This is a genomic window from Caulobacter sp. CCUG 60055 (assembly GCF_022750545.1).
Taxonomy (GTDB): Bacteria; Pseudomonadota; Alphaproteobacteria; order Caulobacterales; family Caulobacteraceae; genus PUIC01.
The window spans coordinates 192191-212615 of sequence record NZ_PUIC01000003.1; the positions used below are offsets into that span (position 1 = coordinate 192191).

Sequence of the window (20425 nt, forward strand, 5' to 3'; positions counted from 1 at the left end):
GCACGCCATGACGGCCCTGCCGACCGCCCTGACCCACGCCGCCGCCGGTCCCCGGCCGGCGCTGTGGGCGTTGGCGGCCGGAACCGGGCTGCGGCGGCAGGCCGAGACCGAATGGTTCGGCTCGCCCTTCCACCTGCTCGGCCTCAGAGGCCCCCGCGCCGAGGCGGCCGCCGTGCGCCCGCACGACGCCCGGCCCGTGCGCCCCGACGTCGGCGCGGCCCTGCTCAAGGGCGTGTTCGCCTTCGGCGGCGAGACCCTCGACGTCGGGCCGGGCGGCGATCCCTGGGATCAGCCCAGTCCCAGCCGCGCCTTCGCCGAGACGCTGCACCGCTTCGCCTGGATCGCCGACCTTCTGGCGACGGGCGAGGCCGGCGCCCGCGAGGGGTTGCGGCTGCTGCTCGACTGGCGGCGACTGTTCGGCCGCTGGAACAGCTTCGCCTGGGGCGCCTTGGTCCTGGAGCGGCGGGTGCTGCACCTGGCCTGCGCCCTGGAGCCCCTGACCGCCGCCGCCTCCGAGGCCGAGACGGCGGTCCTGGCCAACGACCTCGCCCGTCAGGCCCGCCAGCTGCTCAAGCTGCGCGATCCCGAGCATCGCGCCGCCGAACGCGCCGCCGCCGCCGCGACCGCGGGCGCGGCCCTGGCCGGCGAGGCCGGCGAGGGCCTGATCGACCAGGGCCTGGACCGGCTGCGCGGCGCGCTCGACGCCGCCGTCCTGGCCGACGGCGGCCACGCCACCCGCTCGCCGGAGGCCGGGATGGAGCTGCTGTTCGACCTGCGCGCCCTCGACGACGGCCTGGCCCGGCGCGGCCGCCCGGCCCCGCCGGCCCTCAGCCGGGCCATCGACCGGCTCGACGCCGCCCTGCCGCTGTTCACCTTGCCCGACGGCCGGCTCGCCTGCTTTCAGGGCGGCGAGGAATGCGCCGCCGAGCGGGTGGCCGCCGCGCCCCGGCCCGACGTCCAGGGCGCCGAGCGCCGGCGTCCCACCCAGGCGCCGCACGCCGGCTACCAGCGGCTGCAGGGCCGGGCCATGACCATCCTTCTCGACGCCGGCGCCCCGGCGCGCGACGCCTGGAGCGTCGCGGCCTGCGGCCAGCCGGGCGCGATCGAGATCCTCTGCGGGGCCGACCGCCTGATCACCAACTGCGGCTGGTCGCCCCGCGCCGCCGGGCGCGACGCGTTCCGGCTGGCCGAGGCCGGTTCGACCCTGTCGATCGGCGAGGGCGCCGCCGGAACCCCGGCCGGCGGCTTCATCGGCCGCGCCCTGGGCCCCCGGCTGATCGGCGGCGCCCGCGAGGTCAAGGCCGCCCGCCAGGAAGGCGACGACGGCGTGCTGGTCGAACTGACCCACGACGGCTGGCTGGCCTCCTGGGGGTTCGTCCATGTCCGGCGGCTGTTCCTCGACCCGCGCACCGACGAGCTGCGCGGCGAGGACCGCCTGAGCCCTGCCGCCGGCCCCGACGCCTCGCCTCCTCGCCCGCCGGCGCGGCGGACAGCCCCGGTCGCCGTGCGCTTCCACCTGCACCCGGACGTCCGCGCCTCGCTGGCGCGCGACAAGCGCAGCGTCCTGCTGCAAGGACCGTCCAACCAGGGTTGGTGGCTGCGCAACGACGCCGCCGACGTGGCGGTCGAGCCTTCGGTGCATTTTCTGGACGGCGTCGCGCGGCGCACCAGCCAGATCGTCCTTCACGCCCAGGCGCCGACGGACACGGGCGGCCGCGTGCGTTGGAAACTGACGGCGGCGGAACCGGGGGCCTAGATGTCGGATCGCAAGACGCGGCGGAGCGGCGACGTCGCGGCCGTGGCGCTCGGCTATATTCACGACCTGGCCGTGGGCGGGCTGGCCATGGCCGGCGTGCTGATGGTGCGCTACCGCTTCGAGGACAAGCCGACGCCCTATCTGGCCATCGGCACCGCGACGGCGGTGTTCGTCGCCCTCGCCGCCATCGTCTTCCCGCTGTTCAAGCTGAACCGCACCATGTGGCGGTTCACCACCCTCAACGACATCGTGCGGGTGGCCTCGGCGGCGGCCGTGGTCAACCTGATGCTGGTGCCGGTGCTGTTCGCCTTCAACCGCGGCGAGGACTTTCCCCGGTCGGCGCCGTTCTTCGGGACCCTGGGCGTCACCCTCGCCCTGTGTCTGGGCCGCGCCTTCGCCCACGTGGCGGCCAGCGGCGATTTCCGCGGCGTGCTGCACTTCGAGGACCGCTCCCTGCCGGCCACCGTCATCGTCGGCCGCGCCGCCGACGCGGCGGCGTTCCTCAAGGAATCGCGCCGGACCAGCGACGCGCGGCTGCGGGTGGCCGGCATCGTCGTGCTCGACGACGCCCCCGTCGGGCGGATCATCGCCGGGGCCGAGGTGCTGGGCCAGCTCGGCCGCCTCGCCGCCATCCTCAAGGCCCTCGGCGCGCGCGACGCCCAGCGGCCGCAACTGGTGCTCGCCCACCCCCGGCCCAGCCGCGCCCTGCTGGACGAGGTGGTCGCGGCCGCCGGCGAGGCGGGCGCGGCGGTGGCCAGGGCCCGGCCGGCCAACGGCTCCGGCGGCGGCGCCCTGCTGACCCCGGTCCAGGCCGCCGACCTGCTCGACCGGCCGCCGCGCAACCTCGACGTCGCCGCCCCGGCCGCCCTGGTCGCCGGCCGCCGCGTCATGGTCACCGGCGCCGGCGGCACCATCGGGGCCGAGCTGACCCGCCAGATCGTCAAGCTGGGGCCCGAGCGGCTGATCCTGCTCGACGCCTCCGAATTCAACCTGTACGCCATCGACCAGGAGCTGACCGAGCTGAAGCCCGCCTGCACCTGGACCAGCGAACTGGGCGACGTGCGCGACGCCGCCCGCCTGCGCGAGCTGTTCCTGCGCGAGCGGCCCGAGGTCGTGCTGCACGCCGCCGCCCTCAAGCACGTGCCGCTGATGGAGCTCAACCCGGCCGAGGCGGTGCTGACCAATGTCGGCGGCGCGCTCAACGTCGCCAAGCGGGCCCGCGACACCGGCGCGGCCTTCGTGTTCATCTCCACCGACAAGGCGGTCAACCCCACCAACGTCATGGGCGCCACCAAACGGGTGGCCGAGCGGGTGGTGCAGGCGCTGTGCGCCGGAAGCGAGGCCAAGGCCGCCATCGTCCGGTTCGGCAACGTACTGGGCTCGGCCGGCTCGGTGGTGCCGCTGTTCGAGCGCCAGATCGCCCACGGCGGGCCGGTCACCGTCACCCATCCCGAGATGGAGCGTTACTTCATGACCGTGCAGGAGGCGGCCAGCCTGGTCCTGCAGGCCGCCTCGCTGCCGGCCGAGACGGGCGAAGCGGGGGTCTACGTCCTGGACATGGGCGAGCCGGTGCGCATCGAGGCCCTGGCCCGCCAGGTCATCCGCCTGCACGGCCTGCGCCCGGGCGCCGACATCGACATCGTCCACACCGGGCTGCGTCCCGGCGAGAAGCTGTTCGAAGAGATCTTCTACGCCGCCGAGGACGTGCGCCCCACCGCCGCCGACGGGGTGCTGCGGGCCTGCGCCTCCGACGGCGACTGGTCCAGCCTGGAAAAGCCGGTGCAGGACCTGCTCACCGCCGCCGCCGCCCGCAACGCCGGCGAGGTGCTGGCCCGGCTGCGCGCGCTGGAGCCGGCCTTCAAGCCCGGCTGAGGACCCGGTCGAAGACGTTGACTCGCCGGGGCCGGGCCGTATTTTGCCCCCGCCTGCGTGACTGGCGATCGAGGTGGAGAACCACCGGGGAGCGCGGGCCTGGATCGTGTTCGGCTGAGCGCGCGCCAGTTGCCGCGCGCCTGGGCCTTTCCTCATTCCGGAGCCCTCCATGTCTGCGCCCGCCTTCCCGCCCGCCCCCGACCACGTCGCCGTCAAGCGCGCCCTGATCTCGGTCTCCGACAAGACCGGCCTGATCGACACCGCCAAGGCTCTGGTCGAACTGGGCGTCGAGCTGGTCTCGACCGGCGGCACCAAGGCGGCGATCGCGGCGGCCGGCCTGCCGGTCAAGGACGTCTCCGACCTCACCGGCTTTCCGGAAATGATGGACGGGCGGGTCAAGACCCTGCACCCGATCGTCCACGGCGGCCTCTTGGGCGTGCGCGACGCCCCGGCCCACGCGGCGGCCATGGCCGAGCACGGCATCGGCGGCATCGACCTTTTGTACGTCAACCTCTACCCGTTCGAGGCCACCGTCGCCCGCGGCGGCGACTTCGCCGACTGCATCGAGAACATCGACATCGGCGGCCCGGCCATGATCCGCTCGGCGGCCAAGAACCACGGCTATGTCTGCGTCTGCACCGAGCCAGCCGACGTCGCCGAGGTCGTCGCCGCGCTGCAGGCCGACGGCGCCATCGCCCTGTCGCTGCGCAAGAGCCTGGCCGCCCGCGCCTACGCCCGCACCGCCGCCTACGACGCGGCGATCTCGACCTGGTTCGCCGCCCAGCTCGGCGAGGACTATCCGCGCCGCAAGGCCGTGGCCGGCGAGCTGCGCCAGACCATGCGCTACGGCGAGAACCCTCACCAGAGCGCGGCCTTCTACACCTATCCGAACCCGCGCGTCGGCGTCGCCACCGCCCGCCAGCTGCAGGGCAAGGAGCTCTCCTACAACAACATCAACGACACCGACGCCGCCTTCGAGCTGGTCGCCGAGTTCGATCCCGCCGACGGCCCGGCGGCGGCGATCATCAAGCACGCCAACCCCTGCGGCGTGGCGGTCGGCGGCTCGCTGAAGAGCGCCTATGAGCGCGCCCTGGCCTGCGACCCGACCTCGGCCTTCGGCGGCATCGTCGCCGTCAACACCCGCCTCGACCGCGCCGCCGCCGAGGAGATGGTCAAGATCTTCACCGAGGTGGTGATCGCCCCCGAGGCCGACGACGACGCCGTCGCCGTGTTCGCCGCCAAGAAGAACCTGCGCCTGCTGGTGACCGGCGGCCTGCCCGACCCGCTGGCCAAGGGCGTGACCTTCAAGTCGGTGTCCGGCGGCTTCCTGGTCCAGAGCCGCGACGACGCCCGCATCCGCAGCCACGACCTGAAGATCGTCACCAGGCGCCAGCCGACCGAACAGGAAGTGCGCGACATGCTGTTCGCCTTCACCATCGGCAAGCACGTCAAGTCGAACGCCATCGTCTACGCCCGCGACGGCCAGACCCTGGGCGTCGGCGCCGGCCAGATGAACCGCAAGGATTCGGCCCGCATCGCCGCCCTGCGCGCCGCCGACTTCGGCCTCGACCTGGCCGGCTGCGCCTGCGCCTCGGAGGCCTTCTTCCCGTTCGCCGACGGCCTGATCCAGGCCGCCGAGGCCGGGGCGACGGCGGTGATCCAGCCGGGCGGCTCGATCCGCGACGAGGAGGTCATCGCCGCCGCCGACGAGCGCGGCCTGACCATGGCCTTCACCGGCGTGCGGGTGTTCCGCCACTGACGGCCGGGCTCGACACCCTGGCGGCGCGCTGGGCCAGGCTCGGCCCGCACGTCGCCGTCTTCGGGCCGGCGGACCAGACGCCGCGTCCGGCCGTGCTGCTGTTCCACGGCTGCGGCGGGGTCCAGGCCCATCTGGACGCCTACGCCCAGGCCGCCGCCGAGGCCGGCGTGCGGGCCTTCGTGGTCGATTCCTTCGCCCCGCGCGGCTGGGGCCGGCGGTTCGGCCTGACCCTGGTGTGCACGGGCGCGCGGTTCGGCGGCGCCGAGCGGGCCGGCGACGTCCTGGCCGCCCTGCACGGGATCGCCGCCCGGCCCGACGTCGATCCCGCACGCCTCGGCCTGGCCGGATGGAGCCACGGGGCCTGGGCGATGATGGACCTGATGACCATGCCGCTGACCCGGTCGGGCGAGGCCCGGCTGGCCGATCCGTCGCCCGCGCCCCTGGCCGGGCTGAAGTCGCTGAGCTTCTTCTACGCCTATGTCGGCCTGGGGACGCGCGGCGGCCGGCGGCCCTGGCTGCGCACCGCCCCGGCCCTGGCGGTGGTGGCCGAGCGCGACCACCTGGCCAAACCGGTCCGCCACGCCGTCGTCCACCGGCGCTGCGAGGCCGCCGGCGGCGCGGTCCGCGCCTGGATCGCCGAGGGCGTCGGCCACGCCTTCGACCAGCCCGATGAGAACGGCGCCTGGCCGCCGCCACGGCTGGCCAACCAGGCCCTGCAAAGCCGCGACCTCTTCGCCGACCACCTGCGGCGCACGCTGGTCGAGGCCGCGCCGGCCCAGGCCGGCATGGCGTGAACAAGGTTCGCGGCCGGCCCTAGTGCGCCGCCCGCGCCGCCAGGGCGTGGTCGATCAGGGCCCGGACCTTCGGCGACAGCTGCCGGGTGGCGGGATAGAGGGCGTAGAGTTCGCGGTCCTCGACTTTCCAGTCGCCAAGGGAGATTTCGACCAGTTCCGGGAAGCGGCCCGCCAGGCCCCTCGGCAGATAGGCCGCGCCCAGGCCCTGACTGGCGGCCAGGGCCCCCAGCGACAGGTCGTCGACAGAGGCCCCGATGACGCGCGGCGTGACGGCCAGGGTCTCGCCCCCCGCATGGACGAAGCGCCACGACGAGATCGGCGGCGTCATCACGGCGGGCAGCCGACCCAGGCGCCGGGGATGGTCCAGCGCGGCGGCCTCGGGGTGGTTTTCCAGAAACCGCCGGCTGGCGGCCAGCATGTACGGCGCCGTCCAGAGCCGGCGCGCCACATGCCGGCCCTCCGGCAGCGGGGCCAGCTGGAAGGCGACGTCGACGCCCTCCTCGACCAGGTCGGGGACGCCGTTGGTCAAGCGCAGCTCCATGACCAGGTCCGGGTGCTTGACCGCGAAGGCCAGGAGATGAGGCGCGAACTCCTCGTTGCAGACGTGATGGGGCGCGGTGACGGTCAGCCTGCCCGAAAGGCGGGAGTCGCAGACGTCCAGCCCGCGGGCGGCGGCCTCCAGCTCGTCCATGGCCGCGGCGGCGCGGTCGACGAAGGCGCGGCCGTCGTCGGTCAGGCTGACGGCGCGGGTGGTCCGCCGCAGCAACTGGGTCCTGAACCGGGCCTCCAGGGCCGCGACGCGGCGGCTGACCGTGCTGGTCGGCAGGCCCAGGGCCTCAGCGGCGGCCACGAAACTGCCCTCGCGCGCCACCTTCAGGAAGATCGCCACGTCATCATAGCCCAGCACGCGCGCGCTCCGTCGAAACACATGGTCCACATCGCCTCCGGCGGCCGACGCCGCAAGCCCCCGATTGTCCCGTTTACGGAAAACAGAGTTCCATACGACGCGATTGTCCCAACAGGCGACGGTCCGCATCTGACGCTCCAGCTCGCGGCTGGTCGCGGGCGGTCAGGAGTTCACGCCATGAAAGCCCTCGTTCAGGACCGTCTCGGTCCACCCCTCGACGTCGTCGAGCTGCGGGAGGTTCCCGAGCCCCGGCCGGGTCCGGGCCAGGCCCTGGTGCGCATGGTCGCCGTCGGCGTCCATCCCGGCGACTTCTTCTTCACCCAGGGCCTCTATCCCGAGGCCAAGCAACCCAGGCTTCCCGGCCAGATCGTCGGCAACGATGGCGTCGGCCGGGTGGTGGAGACCGGCGGCCGCCCCGACCTGTCGCCGGGCGCGCTGGTGACGTTCAGCGGCGCCGGCCTGTGGGCTGAGCAGGTGGTCGTCGATCCCGCCGCCCTGACGCCGCTGCCGGACGACTACCCGATCGAGCGCGCCGCCCAGTTCATGCCGGCGGTGACGGCCCGCGACCTCCTGGAGGCCAGCGAGGTCAAGCCTGGCCAGTGGCTGGCGGTGACGGCCGGCCATTCGCTGGTCTCGACCCTGCTGATCCAGATGGCCAGGAGGCGCGGCGTGCGGGTGGCGGCGATCGTCCGCAAGCGGGTCGAGGGCCGCGATCTTTCGGCCCTGGGCGCCGAGGCGGTGATCGAGCTGTCGGGGCTGGAGGTCCCGCTCTCCCAGGCCGTGCGCGCGGCGACCGGGGGCGAGAGCCTGTCGGGCGTGGTCGACGCGGTCGGCGGGGCGGTGCTGACCGAGCTGCTGGCGGCGCTCGGCTTCATGGGCCGGGCGGTGATCGTCGGCGCCTACGACACGACCCCGTTCCAGACCAACGCCCTGAGGATGCTGATGGAGAACCAGGTGATCCGCTCGTACATCTACCGCTACTTCTTCGAGGCCCCGACGCCCGGGGACGCCGCCTGGCTGAAGAGCGTGCTGGACGAACTGGCCGACCCGGCGACCGAGGTGCTGATCGCCGGCCTGCGGCCCCTGGAGGACTATCGCGCCGCGCTTGAGGAAACCGTCCATGCGCCCGAGCGGGGAAAGCAGGTGCTGACCTTCTGACCAAGACGCGCCTATGGTCTTCCCGGCGACGCTGGTCCCTCGCCGCCTTTCCCCTCCGCAGAGGAGCGCGTTCGATGGCTGGTTCCCCAAGCCGTTTCGTCTGGTACGAGCTGATGACCCCCGACCCCGCGGCGGCCCAGGCGTTCTACGCCGCCGTCGTCGGCTGGGGCGCGCAGGACGCCTCGCAACCCGGCAAGCCCTATAGGTTGCTGACGGTCGGCGGCGCGCCGATCGGCGGGCTGATGGGCCTGCCCCGGCCCGGGGCGCCGCCCTGCTGGACCGGCTATGTCGGGGTCGCGGACGTCGACGCCGCCGCCGCCAGGGCCGAAAGCCTGGGCGGCGCGGTGCACGCCCCGCCCGCCGACATTCCCGGCGTCGGGCGTTTCGCGGTGATCGCCGACCCGCAAGGCGCGGCCGTCGTGCTGTTCCGCGGCCGCGACAGCGACGCCCCGCCGCCGGAATCGACCGACCCCGGCTTCGTCGGCTGGCGCGAGTTGGCGACCGACGACTGGCCGGCGGCCTTCGCCTTCTACGAGGCGATGTTCGGCTGGCGGAAGGTCGAGGCCGTCGATATGGGGGCCATGGGCGTCTATCAGCTGTTCGCCGGCGACGGCGCGCCGATCGGCGGCCTGTTCAACCGCCCGCCCGGCGCGCCCGGTCCCTGCTGGCTGTACTATTTCGTGGTCGACGACATCGACGCGGCGGCGGCGCGGCTCAAGGCCGCCGGCGGCAAGGTGCTGAACGGGCCGATGTCCGCGCCCGGCGGCGCCTGGATCGTCCAGGCCCAGGACCCGCAAGGGGTGTTCTTCGCCCTGACCGGCCCGCGCAAGGGCTGAGGCCGGTCGGCGGGGTCAGGCGGCCAGGCGCGGCGCGGTCAGGGCGGCGACGATCAGCGCCGCCCCGTAGAAGACGAGGTCGACCGCGACCAGCAGGCCCAGGGTCAGCACGCCGCTGGCCGGCCAGTTGAACAGGACCAGCAGGCCGAGGACCAGGGTGACCGCCCCGCCCAGGGCCACCCAGCCCCAGCTGCGGAACACCCGTCGCCGGCTGAAGGCCAGGGCCACGGCGAACACGCCGCGCACGATGAAGGCGGCGGCGAGGAACAGGGTCAGGGACAGGGCCCCGCTGACCGGCCAGACCACCAGCAGCACGCCCAGGCCGAGGGCGGCGACCGCCCAGAGCAGGCTCCAGGCCATCCCCGGCCGGCCGCGTTCGCGCAGCACGGCGATCAGCCCGGCGATTCCGGCGACGGCCATGCAGGCGCCGATGGTCACCGTGGCGGCGATGGTCGACACCACCGGCATGGCGAAGGCGAAGACGCCCAGGGCGACGAGCACGACGCCGAACAGGACGCTGACGGCGCTGAACTCCCATCGCGAGCGGGCGAAGGAGGTTGGGTGAGCGGTGGACATGGCGAGGCTCCCGAACCGACGGCTCTCGCCAGGGAACGCCCGCCGTCGCCTCTTGGTTGCGACGGCGGACGGCCTCTCCGTCCTTTGGACCGCTCCGCGCGCTAGGCCTGCACGGCCAGTTCGCGCAGGGCGGCGTTGGCGATGGTCAGCTTGGCGAAGGTCCAGCCCGCCCCGCCCTTGGCGTTGGCGTCCTCGATCTCCTCGACCGTCTGCTTGGCCGCCTTGACCGGGGCCGGGTGCAGCGCCGCCCAGGACTGGACGGCGGCCTTGGCGTGCTCGGCGTCCTCGCCCGCCTGGGCGTTGGCGACGAACTTCATGATCGCCTGGGTCAGCTGGGTCTGTTCGGCCAGCATGTCCTCGACCAGGCGGCGCACAGCCAGCCGCTCGAAGGCGTCGCCGGCCGCCTGCGACCCCGCCGCCGAACGCAGGCGGTCGAAGCCGAAGTTCGCCCCGACCTGATGGTACAGCCGCGCGACGTTGGTCACCGACCAGCTGGAGGCGTTGGCCAGTTCGACCAGGTCGCTGGCCGTGGTCAACGGGCGCAGCAGCGCGATCTGGTGCGCCAGCTCCTTGGGCGCCCCGGCCTTGACGAAGTCCGAGCCGCGCCGCGCCGCCGCCTTCTGTTCGAACGGCGACAGGATCTGCGGCACCAGGGTCTTCAGCTCGTCCACCGCCGGGCGGTAGGCGTCGATCAGCCCCTGCACCGTGGCGTTGTCGCGCGCCGCGCGCCGGGCCAGCCAGAAGGTCTGGCCGCGCAGGATGTAGGCCAGCTCCTTGAACAGGGCCATCTGGCCCTCGGCCGGGGCCTGGCCGTCGAGGGCGGCGACCTTGCCCCACACCTCGTCGATGCGCTGCACCTGACGGGCGGCGGTGAAGCCGATCACCAGGGCGGCGGTGTCGCCCCCCGCCGCGGCGCGCAGGCGCTGCGGGAAGGTCGGGCCGCACATGTTGACCAGCTCGTTGTCGACCACCGTGGCGATGATCTCCCGCCGCAGGCGGTGGTGCTTCATCGCGTCCCGGTACTTGGACAGCGGCTTGGGGAAATAGCCTTCCAGGGTCCGGAAGAAGTAGGGATCGTCCGGCGCGCGGCTGGCGATGATGTCCTCGAACAGGTCGAGCTTGCCATAGGCCAGCAGCACGGCCAGCTCGGGCCGGGTCAGGGCCTTGCCGGCCTGCTTGCGTTCGGCCAGGGCCAGGGCGTCGGGCAGGCCCTCGACCTTGCGGTCGAGTTTGCCCTTGGCCTCCAGGTCGCTCATGAACCGGGCGTGCTGGTCGATCTCGGCGGCGGCGTCCATCTGCAGCAGCGACAGGGCCAGGGTCTGGTCGTAGTTGTGCGCCAGGACGTGGTGGGCGACCGTGTCGGTCATCGATTCCAGCAGGGCGTTGCGGTCCGGCCGGGTCAGCTCGCCCGCCCGCTCGACCATGCCGGTGAGGATCTTGATGTTGACCTCGTGGTCGGAGGAATCGACGCCGGCCGAGTTGTCGATGGCGTCGGTGTTCAGCCGCCCGCCCTTCAGCGCGAACTCGATGCGGCCGGCCTGGGTCAGGCCGAGGTTGGCCCCCTCGCCCACCACCTTGCAGCGCAGCTCGGCGCCGTTGACGCGGATGGCGTCGTTGGCCTTGTCGCCGGCGTCGGCCTGGCTCTCGTGGCTGGCCTTCACGTAGCAGCCGATGCCGCCGAAATAGAGCAGCTCGGCCCGGGCCTTGAGCAGGGCGTTGAGCAGCTCGGCCGGAGTCATGGCGTCGACCTTGATGTCGAAGGCGGCCTTGACCTCGGCGCTGATCGGGATCGACTTCAGGCTGCGCGGGAACACCCCGCCGCCGGCCGAGATCAGGCTCTTGTCGTAGTCGTCCCAGGACGAGCGCGGCAGGTCGAACATGCGCTTGCGCTCGACCCAGCTCTTCGCCGGGTCCGGATCGGGGTCGAGGAAGATATGGCGGTGGTCGAAGGCGGCCAGCAGGCGGGTCTGCTTGGACAGCAGCATGCCGTTGCCGAACACGTCGCCCGACATGTCGCCGACGCCGACGACGGTGAACGGCTCGGCCTGGATGTCCTTGCCCATCTCGCGGAAGTGGCGCTTGACCGCCTCCCAGGCGCCGCGGGCGGTGATGCCCATCACCTTGTGGTCGTAGCCCGCCGAGCCGCCCGAGGCGAAGGCGTCGCCCAGCCAGAAGCCGTAGGATTCGGCCACGCCGTTGGCGATGTCGGAGAAGGTCGCCGTGCCCTTGTCGGCGGCGACGACCAGATAGGGATCGTCGCCCTCGTGGGCGACGACGCCGGCCGGGCGGACCACGGCGTTGTCGGCGTCGATGTTGTCTGTGATGTCGAGCAGGCCCGACAGGAAAGTCTTGTAGGCGCGGATGGCCTCGGCGCGGACCTCGTCGGGGCTGCCGCCGCGCGGCAGGGCCTTGGGATAGAAGCCGCCCTTGGAGCCGACCGGCACGATCACCGCGTTCTTGACCTGCTGGGCCTTGACCAGGCCGAGCACCTCGGTGCGGAAGTCGTCGCGGCGGTCCGACCAGCGCAGGCCGCCGCGGGCGACCGGGCCGAAGCGCAGGTGGACGCCCTCGATGTGCGGGGCCCAGACGAAGATCTCGCGGAACGGCTTAGGCGCCGGCAGGTCGGCCAGTTCGCGGCTAGCCACCTTGAAGCTGATATAGGGCTTGGGCTCGCCGTCCTCGCCGGCCTGGTAGTAGTTGGTGCGCTTCAGCGCCTGTACCAGCAGGGCCAGCCGGCGCAGCACGCGGTCGGCGTCGAGGCTCTCGACCTTCTGCAGCGCCTCGACGATCTCGGCGAACACCGCGTCGGCCTGGGCCTGGCGGGCGTCCAGCTCGGCGGCGACGGCCGGGTCGAACTTGGTGCGGAACAGGTCGAGGATCAGCCGGGCGACGCAGGGGTTGTCGGCCAGGGCCTGTTCCTGCACCGCCTGCGACGGGTCGAGCCCGGTCTGCTGGCGATACTTGGCCAGGGCGCGGATCAGGGCCGCCTCGCGCCAGGAGACGCCCAGCTCCAGCACCAGCCGGTTGAAGCCGTCGCTCTCGGTGCGGCCGGTCCACACGGCGACGAAGGCGGCCTCGAAGGCGGCGCGCACGTCGTCGAACACCAGATCGGCGCCGCGCGGGTCCTCGAGCACGAACTCGTGGACCCAGACCTTGGCCGCCGTCCCGTCGGCGCGCAGCGGCTTGACCGGGAAGCCGTCCTCGACCAGGGCCTTGAGGCCCATGTGCTCCAGGATCGGCAGCACGTCGGCCAGCGGCGCGGATTCGCCTGGGCGATACAGCTTGAAGCGGAAGCGCAGGTTGGTGTCCTCGGCCGCGCGATAGGCGCGGATGCGCACCGCCTCGCCGGGCTTGAGGCTCTCGATCACCGCCAGGTCGGCCAGGGCCTCGGCGGCGTCGAACTGGTCGCGATAGCCGGCCGGGAAGGCGCCGGCGTAGCGCGACAGCACGTCGGCCACCTGTCCGACGGCGACGCCGCCGTCGCGGGCGGCCGCCTCGAAGCGGTCCTCCCAGGTGCGGGCGGACTGGGCGATCTCGGCCTCGACGGCGTGCAGGTCCGGCTGGCGATGGGCGCCGGGGGTGACGCCGATGATGTAGAGGACCCGCGCCAGCGGAGCTTCGGAGAAGTTGGGATAATAGGCCGACATGCGGCCGCCGAAGGCCTCGGCCAGGATGGCGCCGGCCCGGGCGCGCACACCGGAATCGTAGCGGTCGCGCGGCACGTAGAGCAGCACCGACACGAAGCGGTCGAAGGGGTCCTTGCGGGTGAACAGCCGCACGCGCGGGCGGTCGTAGAGGTGCAAGATGCCCAGGGAGATGTCGAGGAGGTCGTCCTCGGTCATCTGGAACAGCTCGTCGCGGGGATAGTTCTCGACGATGTTGCGCAGGCGCATCTCGTTGTGGCTGCCCGGCGTCTTGCCGGCCCGCTCCATGACGTGGGCCACCTTGCGCCGGATCAGCGGCACGTCGCGCGCCGGCTCGTCATAGGCCTCGGCGGTGAACAGGCCGACGAAGCGGACCTCGCCGGAGGGCCGGCCGTCGGCGCCGTAACGCTTGACCCCGACATAGTCCATGTAGCCGCGGCGATGGACGCGCGAGCGCAGGTTGGACTTGGCGACCACCAGCGGCGCGTCGGCCTCCAGCAGCTTGCGCACCTGCTCGGTCAGCACCGCCGGCTCGTTGGCGCGGCGCAGCACCATGCGGTCCTGGTCGCGCAGCACGCCCAGGCTGCCCTCGGGCTGGAACAGCGGCTCCTCCGAGGCGTACTCGCCGTCGGCGGTGCGCGGATAGTCGTAGACCCGCGCGCCGAGGAACACGAAGTGGTCGCCCTTCATCCAGCGCAGGAAGGCGACGTATTCGGCCAGGGCCTCGGGCGGGACGTTGGGGCCGCCCTCCTCCAGGCCGGCGATGGAGCGGCTCATCAGGGCGCGCATGGCGTCGAAGTCGTCGACGGCCAGCCGCACGTCGGCCAGGGCGCCGCGCACGGCCGCGATCAGCTGGTCGACGCGGTCCTCGCCGACCGGGTCGAGCACCACCTGGATCATCGATTCCCGCGCCGTCGGGCCGGCCTCGCCGCGAACGCCGGCGGCGTCGCGGGCGATCTCGACCACGGGGTGGAACATGGCGCGCACCGAGAAACCGGCCTCGGCGATCTCGCCCATGACGCTGTCAACCAGGAACGGCGCGTCGGTCTGGACGATCTCCAGCAGGTCGCGCTTGAGGTCGCGGCCGTCGGCGCCGACGGCGCGGACCAGGCGGATGGCCAGGCCGGCCGGGTCGCGGCGGGCGGCGAAGGTCCAGAAGCCGGCCGCGGCGGCGGCCAGGTCGGCGCCGGACCAGCCTTGCAGCTCGTCGACCGCGCAATCTTCCTGCACCCCGGCGATGAACGCGGCCTCCGCCGCGCTCAGGCCGCCGGGCGGGCGGCCGACGGCCTTGGCGAAGGCCTCCTCGATCTCGGCTTTGGGGAAGGCGGGTTCGGCGGTCTGCAAGCTGGCGCCTGGCATGGCGGCTCCTGTTCGAAACTCGGCGCGAGCCTAGTCATCCCGGCGGATCGATCAACCGGGACTCGCCGGCCATTTTTTGTAACGATTGGACGAATTGCCGCTGTTTTCAGGCAAAATTCCCCGCCGCCGCTCCGCGAAGCCCGCCAAGGCCCGGCTTTTCAACGCAAAACGCCGCCGGACGGCGCTCTTGGGCCATCCGACGGCGGGTCTCGCCGAGGGGGGAACGGCGAGGCGCTTGTTCGGCGCCCTGCTTCTCGGGGGGACGGGAAGGGCGCCTTGCGGTCCGGCGCGAGGGGGGGAACGCTCCGGAACAGGCTTGAGATAGGCGCCCTCGTCCGGATTTCACCCCCCCTTCACAGTTCCGTGACGATTTTTTCCGTCCGCCCCGTCGGCGTCGGGCTGCTCGTCCTTGGGAAAGCCGCCGGAACCGCCCAGGGGATCGCCGTCGCCCGACAGCAGCACCGCGATCCAGCGCGAGCCGTCGAACTGGGCCAGGATGACCATGGCCATCACCGTCAGCGGCGTCGACAGGAACATCCCCGGCAGGCCCCAGATCGCGCCCCAGAAAGCCAGAGACAGCAGCACCACCACCGGGTCCATGTTCAGGCTTTCGCCCTGCATGCGCGGATAGATGACGTTGCCGACGAAGAAGTGGATCGCCTCGAGGGCCGAGATCAGGATCACCGCCGGCCAGATGCTGTCGAACTGCACCAGGGCGAACAGGGTCGGCAGGATCATGCCGATGGCCGCGCCGATGATCGGAATGTAGGACAGGATGAAGATCAGGAACGTCCAGAACAGCGCGTTCTCGAGGTGCAGCAGCGCCATTACCGCCCAGCAGCCGGCGGCGATGATCAGGCCGGTGACCGTCTGGATCCACAGGTAGTTCTCGACGCCGTTGCGGATGCGGGTGAAGGCGTCGGCGGCCTCGCGGCGCTCCGTGTCGGTGCGGAACAGCCGGTCGGTCTTGCGCTCGAAGCCGCTGCGCGAGGCGATGATGAACCCGAGATAGATCAGCACCAGCACGGCGCTGGACGCGGCGCTCTGCAGGGCGTTGGCCACCGAGCCGATGTACTTGGTCGGGTTGAGCTGCTGGAACAGCTGGTCGGCGGTGGGCGGCACCTTGACGCCGACCAGGCCGGCGACCTTGGCGATGATGCCGTCGAGACGCGAGGCGTAGCCGGGCAGCTCGGCGATGAAGCGGCCGGCGTTGTCGGCCACCACATAGACCACCAGCCCGAACAGGACCACCGACAGGGCCAGGGCCACCGGCAGGGCGGCCCGCTCGGGCAGGATCGGCGCGCGCTTGCGCAGCACCCGCGCCAGGCTGTCGATCATCACCGCCAAGAACATGGCCAGGGCCAGGGGGGTGAGGATGCCGGCCATCCATCGGAACGCCGCGCCGGCGACGATGACGGCGATGACCACCAGCGCGTTGCGGGCGGTGGGGTCCAGCTTCGGGATGACGGCGCGGGCCATGCGGAACTCCGGGTGACGGATGGGGAACTGTCGCGGCAGTGCGGTCTTTTCGTCAATGGCGCAAGGCCGGACGCAAGGCGGGTGGCCGCCGCCCGCCCGCGCCGCTAGGCTGAAGACCGCCGCCTGCCGACCAGAGCCGGGAGACCCGACCCATGACCGCCGAGACCGCCGCCTCGATCTTCATCGGCTTCTCCGACAAGCCCGAGGCCCTGCTGCTCGACCGGGCCAACCGCCACGGGGTGGTGGCCGGGGCCACCGGCACCGGCAAGACCGTCACCTTGCAGATCATGGCCCAGGCCTTTTCGGACGCCGGGGTGCCGGTGTTCGCCGCCGACGTGAAGGGCGACCTGTCCGGCGTGGCCGAGCCGGGCGCGCCGGGCGACAAGATGCTGGCGCGGGCCAAGGCCATGGACCTCGACCTCACGCCCGCCGCGCCGCCGGTGATCTTCTGGGACCTGTTCGGCAAGAAGGGCCATCCGATCCGCGCCACCGTCTCGGAGATGGGCCCGGTGCTGCTCGCCCGCCTGCTCGACCTCAATGAGGTGCAGGAAGGGGTGCTGGCCATCGTCTTCCGCGTCGCCGACCAGGAAGGCCTGCTGCTTCTGGACATGAAGGACCTGCAGGCGGCGCTGAAATACGTCTCCGACAACGCCCAGGCGATCAGCGCCCAGTACGGCAACGTCGCCCCGGCCACGGTCGGCACCATCCAGCGCAAACTGCTGACCCTGGAGAACCAGGGGGCCGAGCACTTCTTCGGCGAACCGGCCCTGCGGCTGGCCGACCTGATGCGCACCGACGCCTCGGGCCGCGGCTATGTCAACGTGCTGGCCGCCGACACCCTGATCCAGAGCCCGGCGCTCTATTCGACCTTCCTGTTGTGGCTGATGTCGGAGCTGTTCGAACAGCTTCCCGAGATCGGCGACCCGGGAAAGCCCAGGCTGGTGTTCTTCTTCGACGAGGCGCACCTGTTGTTCCGCGACGCGCCCAAGGCCCTGCTCGCCAAGATCGAGCAGGTGGTGCGGCTGATCCGCTCCAAGGGGGTGGGGATCTATTTCGTCACCCAGAACCCGTCCGACATCCCCGACAGCGTGCTGGCCCAGCTCGGCAACCGCGTGCAGCACGCCCTGCGCGCCTACACCCCCGCCGACCAGAAGGGCTTGCGCGCGGCGGCCCAGTCGTTCCGCGCCAATCCGGCCTTCGACACCGCCGAGGCGATCCAGGCCCTGGGGGTGGGCGAGGCGCTGGTTTCGGTGCTCGACGAGAAGGCGGCCCCGACCGTGGTGCAGAAGACGCTGATCCGCCCGCCCGCCTCGCGCCTGGGGCCGGTCAGCGACCAGGAGCGCGCCGCCGTCATGGCCCGCAGCCCCGTCGCCGGCCAGTACGACCAGGTCCAGGACCGCGAGTCGGCCTTCGAGATCCTGCAGGCCCGCGCCGGCCAGGCCGCGTCGACCGCCCAGACGCCCGCCCGGACGGCCGGCGGCGGCGCGCGGACGGGCCAGCCCTCCGCCGGCTCGGAGATCGGCGGCGTGGTGGTCAAGCAGGTGCTGCGCACCGTGCTGTCGGTGACCTTCCTGAAGATGGTGATGAGCCTCTTCACCGGCTCGCGGCGCGGCGGCGGCGGACGCGCCGCCTCCGGCGGGGCGGGGGGCGTGGTCGGCGGCCTCGCCGGTCAGCTGTCGCGCAGCGCCATCTCGGCGGCCAGCCGCGAGATCACCCGCGGCGTGCTCGGCGGCATGCGGCGCTGAGGCCGCCTCAGGCCGCCGCGCTCTTGCGGCGGCGGGGGCGGACGGCGGGTTCGACCGCGACCGGCGCGGCCTTGCCGCTGGTCAGGGCCGTCATGGTCTCGATCGGGGCCGGCCGGCCGATGGCGTAGCCCTGCAGCTCGGCGCAGGCCTCGCCGCGCAGGAAGGCGATCTGCTCCTCGGTCTCCACCCCTTCGGCCACCACCGGGATGTCCAGGCTGCGGCCCAGGCCCAGCACGGCGCGCACGATCACCGTGGCGCGGTCGTGGACGTGGATGTTCTCGACGAAGCTCTTGTCGATCTTGATCTTGTCGAAGGGGAACGACTGCAGGGTCGACAGCGACGAGAAGCCGGTGCCGAAGTCGTCCATGGCGATGCGCACGCCCAGCGCCTTGAGCCGGCGCAGGTTGTCGAGGGCGCGCTGGTAGTCCTTGAACAGGGCGCTCTCGGTGACCTCCAGCTCCAGCCGCTGCGGCGACAGGCCCGCCTCCAGCAGCACCTCGTGAACCAGCTTGGGCAGGTCGCCCTGGTGCAGCTGCAACGGCGACAGGTTCACCGCCACGTTCAGCGGCCGCGCCCAGGCCGCCGCGTCGGCGCAGGCCCGGCGCAGCACCCATTCGCCGAGCGGCACGATCAGCCCGCTCTCCTCGGCCAGGGGGATGAAGTCGGACGGCGCCACCATGCCCCGGGTCGGGTGGTTCCAGCGCACCAGCGCCTCGAAGCCGCAGACCTCGCCGTCGGCGGCGTTGGCCTGGGGCTGATAGTGCAAGGTGAGCTGCTCGTCGCTGATCGCCTGGCGCAGCTCGCGCGCCAGGTTGCGCCGTTCACGGATGGTTTCGTCCATCTCGCGCTTGAAGAAGCGGAAGGTGCCGCGCCCGGCCTCCTTGGCGCGGTAGAGCGCCATGTCGGCGTTGGCCAGCAGCGTCTCGGCCTCGCGGCCGTCGTCGGGATAGAGGGCCACGCCCAGGCTGGCCCCCGCGGTCAGGTCGTCGCCCTCGTGGGCGTAGGGCGCGCGCATGGCCTCGATGACGTTGTTGGCCAGCTCGCCGGCGGCGGCGGCCTGATCGCCCGCCCCGATCTGGATGATGATGAATTCGTCGCCGCCGAGGCGGGCGGCGAAGGACGGCGCCGTCACCTGGGCCTGCAGGCGGCGGGCGGCCTCGATCAGCAGGGCGTCGCCGGCCAGGTGGCCGTGCAGGTCGTTGGCTTCCTTGAAGTGGTCGAGATCGACGCAGATCACCGCCAGGGTCTCGCCGGCCGCCTCGACGCGGTCGAGGGCGGCGGCCAGCTTGGTCTGCAGGGCGTTGCGGTTGGGCAGGCCGGTGAGGCCGTCGTGCTCGGCCAGATAGCGGATGCGCTCCTCGGCCGACCGGCGCTCGCGCAGGTCGCGGATGGCCAGCACGGTCATCGAGGCGTCGAAGCTGAAGCCGTCGTCCAGGGCGCGGGCGAAGATCTCGACCGGGATCGGCTCGCCGCCGTCGAGCGGGGCCAGCCAGCCCTCGCGCCGGGTGTCCTCGCCGGCCGGGGCGTCGGCCTCGTAGGCCAGCACTTCGCGCAGCAGCAGGCCCTCGAGCCTGGCCAGCGGCGCGCTCATCAGCTCGCAGAACGCCAGGTTGGCGTCGTTGACCCGGCCGTTCTGCACCACGACCAGGCCCTCGTAGGCGGCGTTGGCCAGGCGGCGGATGCGGTCGAGGGCCGAACGGCTGGTCTGGGCCTCGATCATCACCGCGCCCAGGCCGCCCAGGATGATCAGGGTGGTGATCGAGGCGACGGCGAAGGTGAGCACGGCGCCCGACAGCAGTTGCGGCGGCACCCTGATCGAGGGGTCGGGGATGATGGTCGCCGCGCCCATGCCGGTGAAGTGCAGCAGGCAGATGGCCAGGGTCAGCACCGCCGCGCCCGCCATCTGGCGCTTGAGGGTGCGCGCGCGGTCGGCCGCCAGCAGGGCCAGGATCGACACGCCCATGCCCAGGGCGATCGAGACGGCCACCAGCAGCGAGTCCCATTCGACGCGGCCCTGGGTCTGGAAGGCGGCCAGGCCGATATAGTGCATGGCGGCGACGCCGCCGCCGAACACCATGCCGCCGGCCACCTGGTTCAGGCGGTCGCGGTGGGCCGAGGCGACGGCGAAGGCCAGGCCGACGCAGGCCGTGCCCACCAGCAGCGAGGCCAGGGTCCCCGCCGGCGAGTAGCCGGTCGGCAGGCCCGGCTGGTAGGCCAGCATGGCGATGAAATGGGTGGCCCACACGCCGGCCCCGGCGGTCAGGGCCGTCAGCGTCAGCCAAGAGGCCCGCACGACCCCCCGCGAGGCGCGGATGCGCGAATAGAGCCGGAACGCCGTCAGACAGGCGCTGAGGCACACGGCCGCCGCGACAAGCACCAGCCGATGGTCGTGTTGGACCACGAGGCAGGTCAGGACTTTCAGCACAGGACAACCCCACCCATAGCTACAGCGGGATTGGATAGCCGGGTAAACCTTAATGATTTGAGGATGTGAGGAAGATTTTCCTCGGATTGAGCAAATCCCGCATCCTTCATGACTC

Annotated in this window: 12 protein-coding genes and 1 riboswitch; of the genes, 7 read left to right on the top strand and 5 right to left on the bottom strand. The window is 72.4% G+C overall.

Features of this window, described 5'->3' with window-relative positions; translation table 11 throughout:
• Nucleotides 1-7: 7 nt before the first annotated feature.
• The 4 genes from C5708_RS06015 to C5708_RS06030 all read left to right on the top strand — a co-directional run bounded on the left by C5708_RS06015 (nt 8) and on the right by C5708_RS06030 (nt 6181).
• Nucleotides 8-1756 (top strand): heparinase II/III family protein, encoded by a 1749-nt coding sequence (locus C5708_RS06015; RefSeq protein WP_242918928.1) that lies wholly within the window; start codon nt 8-10, stop codon nt 1754-1756.
• A complete protein-coding gene (locus C5708_RS06020) occupies nt 1757-3628 on the top strand; it encodes a nucleoside-diphosphate sugar epimerase/dehydratase (RefSeq protein ID WP_242918930.1) in 1872 nt (623 codons plus the stop codon).
• Between the two features lie 47 nt (nt 3629-3675).
• Nucleotides 3676-3781: riboswitch (ZMP/ZTP riboswitch) on the top strand.
• Between the two features lie 16 nt (nt 3782-3797).
• On the top strand, nt 3798-5387 hold the full coding sequence (gene purH / locus C5708_RS06025; RefSeq protein WP_242918932.1) for a bifunctional phosphoribosylaminoimidazolecarboxamide formyltransferase/IMP cyclohydrolase: 1590 nt from the start codon (nt 3798-3800) through the stop codon (nt 5385-5387).
• A 92-nt stretch (nt 5388-5479) separates the two neighbouring features.
• Complete coding sequence (locus tag C5708_RS06030; protein ID WP_242918934.1) at nt 5480-6181, top strand: dienelactone hydrolase; 702 nt, start codon at nt 5480-5482, stop codon at nt 6179-6181.
• Nucleotides 6182-6200: 19 nt separating this feature from the next.
• Here the strand turns inward: C5708_RS06030 and C5708_RS06035 are convergent, their stop codons facing one another.
• Nucleotides 6201-7088 (bottom strand): LysR family transcriptional regulator, encoded by an 888-nt coding sequence (locus C5708_RS06035; RefSeq protein WP_242918936.1) that lies wholly within the window; start codon nt 7086-7088, stop codon nt 6201-6203.
• A 177-nt stretch (nt 7089-7265) separates the two neighbouring features.
• Between C5708_RS06035 and C5708_RS06040 the strand changes: the two genes are divergently transcribed.
• Entirely contained in the window at nt 7266-8246 is a 981-nt protein-coding gene (locus C5708_RS06040; RefSeq protein WP_242918937.1) for a zinc-binding dehydrogenase, read from the top strand.
• A 74-nt stretch (nt 8247-8320) separates the two neighbouring features.
• Complete coding sequence (locus C5708_RS06045; protein ID WP_242918940.1) at nt 8321-9082, top strand: VOC family protein; 762 nt, start codon at nt 8321-8323, stop codon at nt 9080-9082.
• A 15-nt stretch (nt 9083-9097) separates the two neighbouring features.
• On the opposite strand, the gene C5708_RS06050 is transcribed toward C5708_RS06045, so the two are convergent.
• From C5708_RS06050 to C5708_RS06060, 3 genes are all read right to left on the bottom strand, one after another.
• Entirely contained in the window at nt 9098-9658 is a 561-nt protein-coding gene (locus C5708_RS06050) for a DUF308 domain-containing protein (RefSeq protein WP_242918942.1), read from the bottom strand.
• A gap of 101 nt (nt 9659-9759) precedes the next feature.
• Nucleotides 9760-14661 (bottom strand): NAD-glutamate dehydrogenase, encoded by a 4902-nt coding sequence (locus C5708_RS06055; protein WP_242918943.1) that lies wholly within the window; start codon nt 14659-14661, stop codon nt 9760-9762.
• 342 nt (nt 14662-15003) lie between these two features.
• Complete coding sequence (locus tag C5708_RS06060; RefSeq protein ID WP_242918946.1) at nt 15004-16140, bottom strand: AI-2E family transporter; 1137 nt, start codon at nt 16138-16140, stop codon at nt 15004-15006.
• A 152-nt stretch (nt 16141-16292) separates the two neighbouring features.
• Here C5708_RS06060 and C5708_RS06065 point away from each other — a divergent pair, with 152 nt between their 5' ends.
• On the top strand, nt 16293-17885 hold the full coding sequence (locus C5708_RS06065) for a helicase HerA-like domain-containing protein (protein ID WP_242918948.1): 1593 nt from the start codon (nt 16293-16295) through the stop codon (nt 17883-17885).
• Nucleotides 17886-17892: 7 nt separating this feature from the next.
• On the opposite strand, the gene C5708_RS06070 is transcribed toward C5708_RS06065, so the two are convergent.
• The gene (locus C5708_RS06070) at nt 17893-20310 is read right to left on the bottom strand and encodes a bifunctional diguanylate cyclase/phosphodiesterase (protein ID WP_242918949.1); all 2418 of its coding nucleotides are present in this window, start codon (nt 20308-20310) and stop codon (nt 17893-17895) included.
• Nucleotides 20311-20425 lie beyond the last annotated feature (115 nt).

Excerpts from the sequence above, each read along its gene's own strand:
- C5708_RS06015 (WP_242918928.1), top strand. The coding sequence starts at position 8 with ATGACGGCCCTGCCGACCGCCCTGACCCACGCCGCCGCCGGTCCCCGG.
- C5708_RS06020 (WP_242918930.1), top strand. The coding sequence starts at position 1,757 with ATGTCGGATCGCAAGACGCGGCGGAGCGGCGACGTCGCGGCCGTGGCG.
- purH (WP_242918932.1), top strand. The coding sequence starts at position 3,798 with ATGTCTGCGCCCGCCTTCCCGCCCGCCCCCGACCACGTCGCCGTCAAG.
- C5708_RS06040 (WP_242918937.1), top strand. The coding sequence starts at position 7,266 with ATGAAAGCCCTCGTTCAGGACCGTCTCGGTCCACCCCTCGACGTCGTC.
- C5708_RS06045 (WP_242918940.1), top strand. The coding sequence starts at position 8,321 with ATGGCTGGTTCCCCAAGCCGTTTCGTCTGGTACGAGCTGATGACCCCC.
- C5708_RS06050 (WP_242918942.1), bottom strand. The coding sequence starts at position 9,658 with ATGTCCACCGCTCACCCAACCTCCTTCGCCCGCTCGCGATGGGAGTTC.
- C5708_RS06055 (WP_242918943.1), bottom strand. The coding sequence starts at position 14,661 with ATGCCAGGCGCCAGCTTGCAGACCGCCGAACCCGCCTTCCCCAAAGCC.
- C5708_RS06060 (WP_242918946.1), bottom strand. The coding sequence starts at position 16,140 with ATGGCCCGCGCCGTCATCCCGAAGCTGGACCCCACCGCCCGCAACGCG.
- C5708_RS06065 (WP_242918948.1), top strand. The coding sequence starts at position 16,293 with ATGACCGCCGAGACCGCCGCCTCGATCTTCATCGGCTTCTCCGACAAG.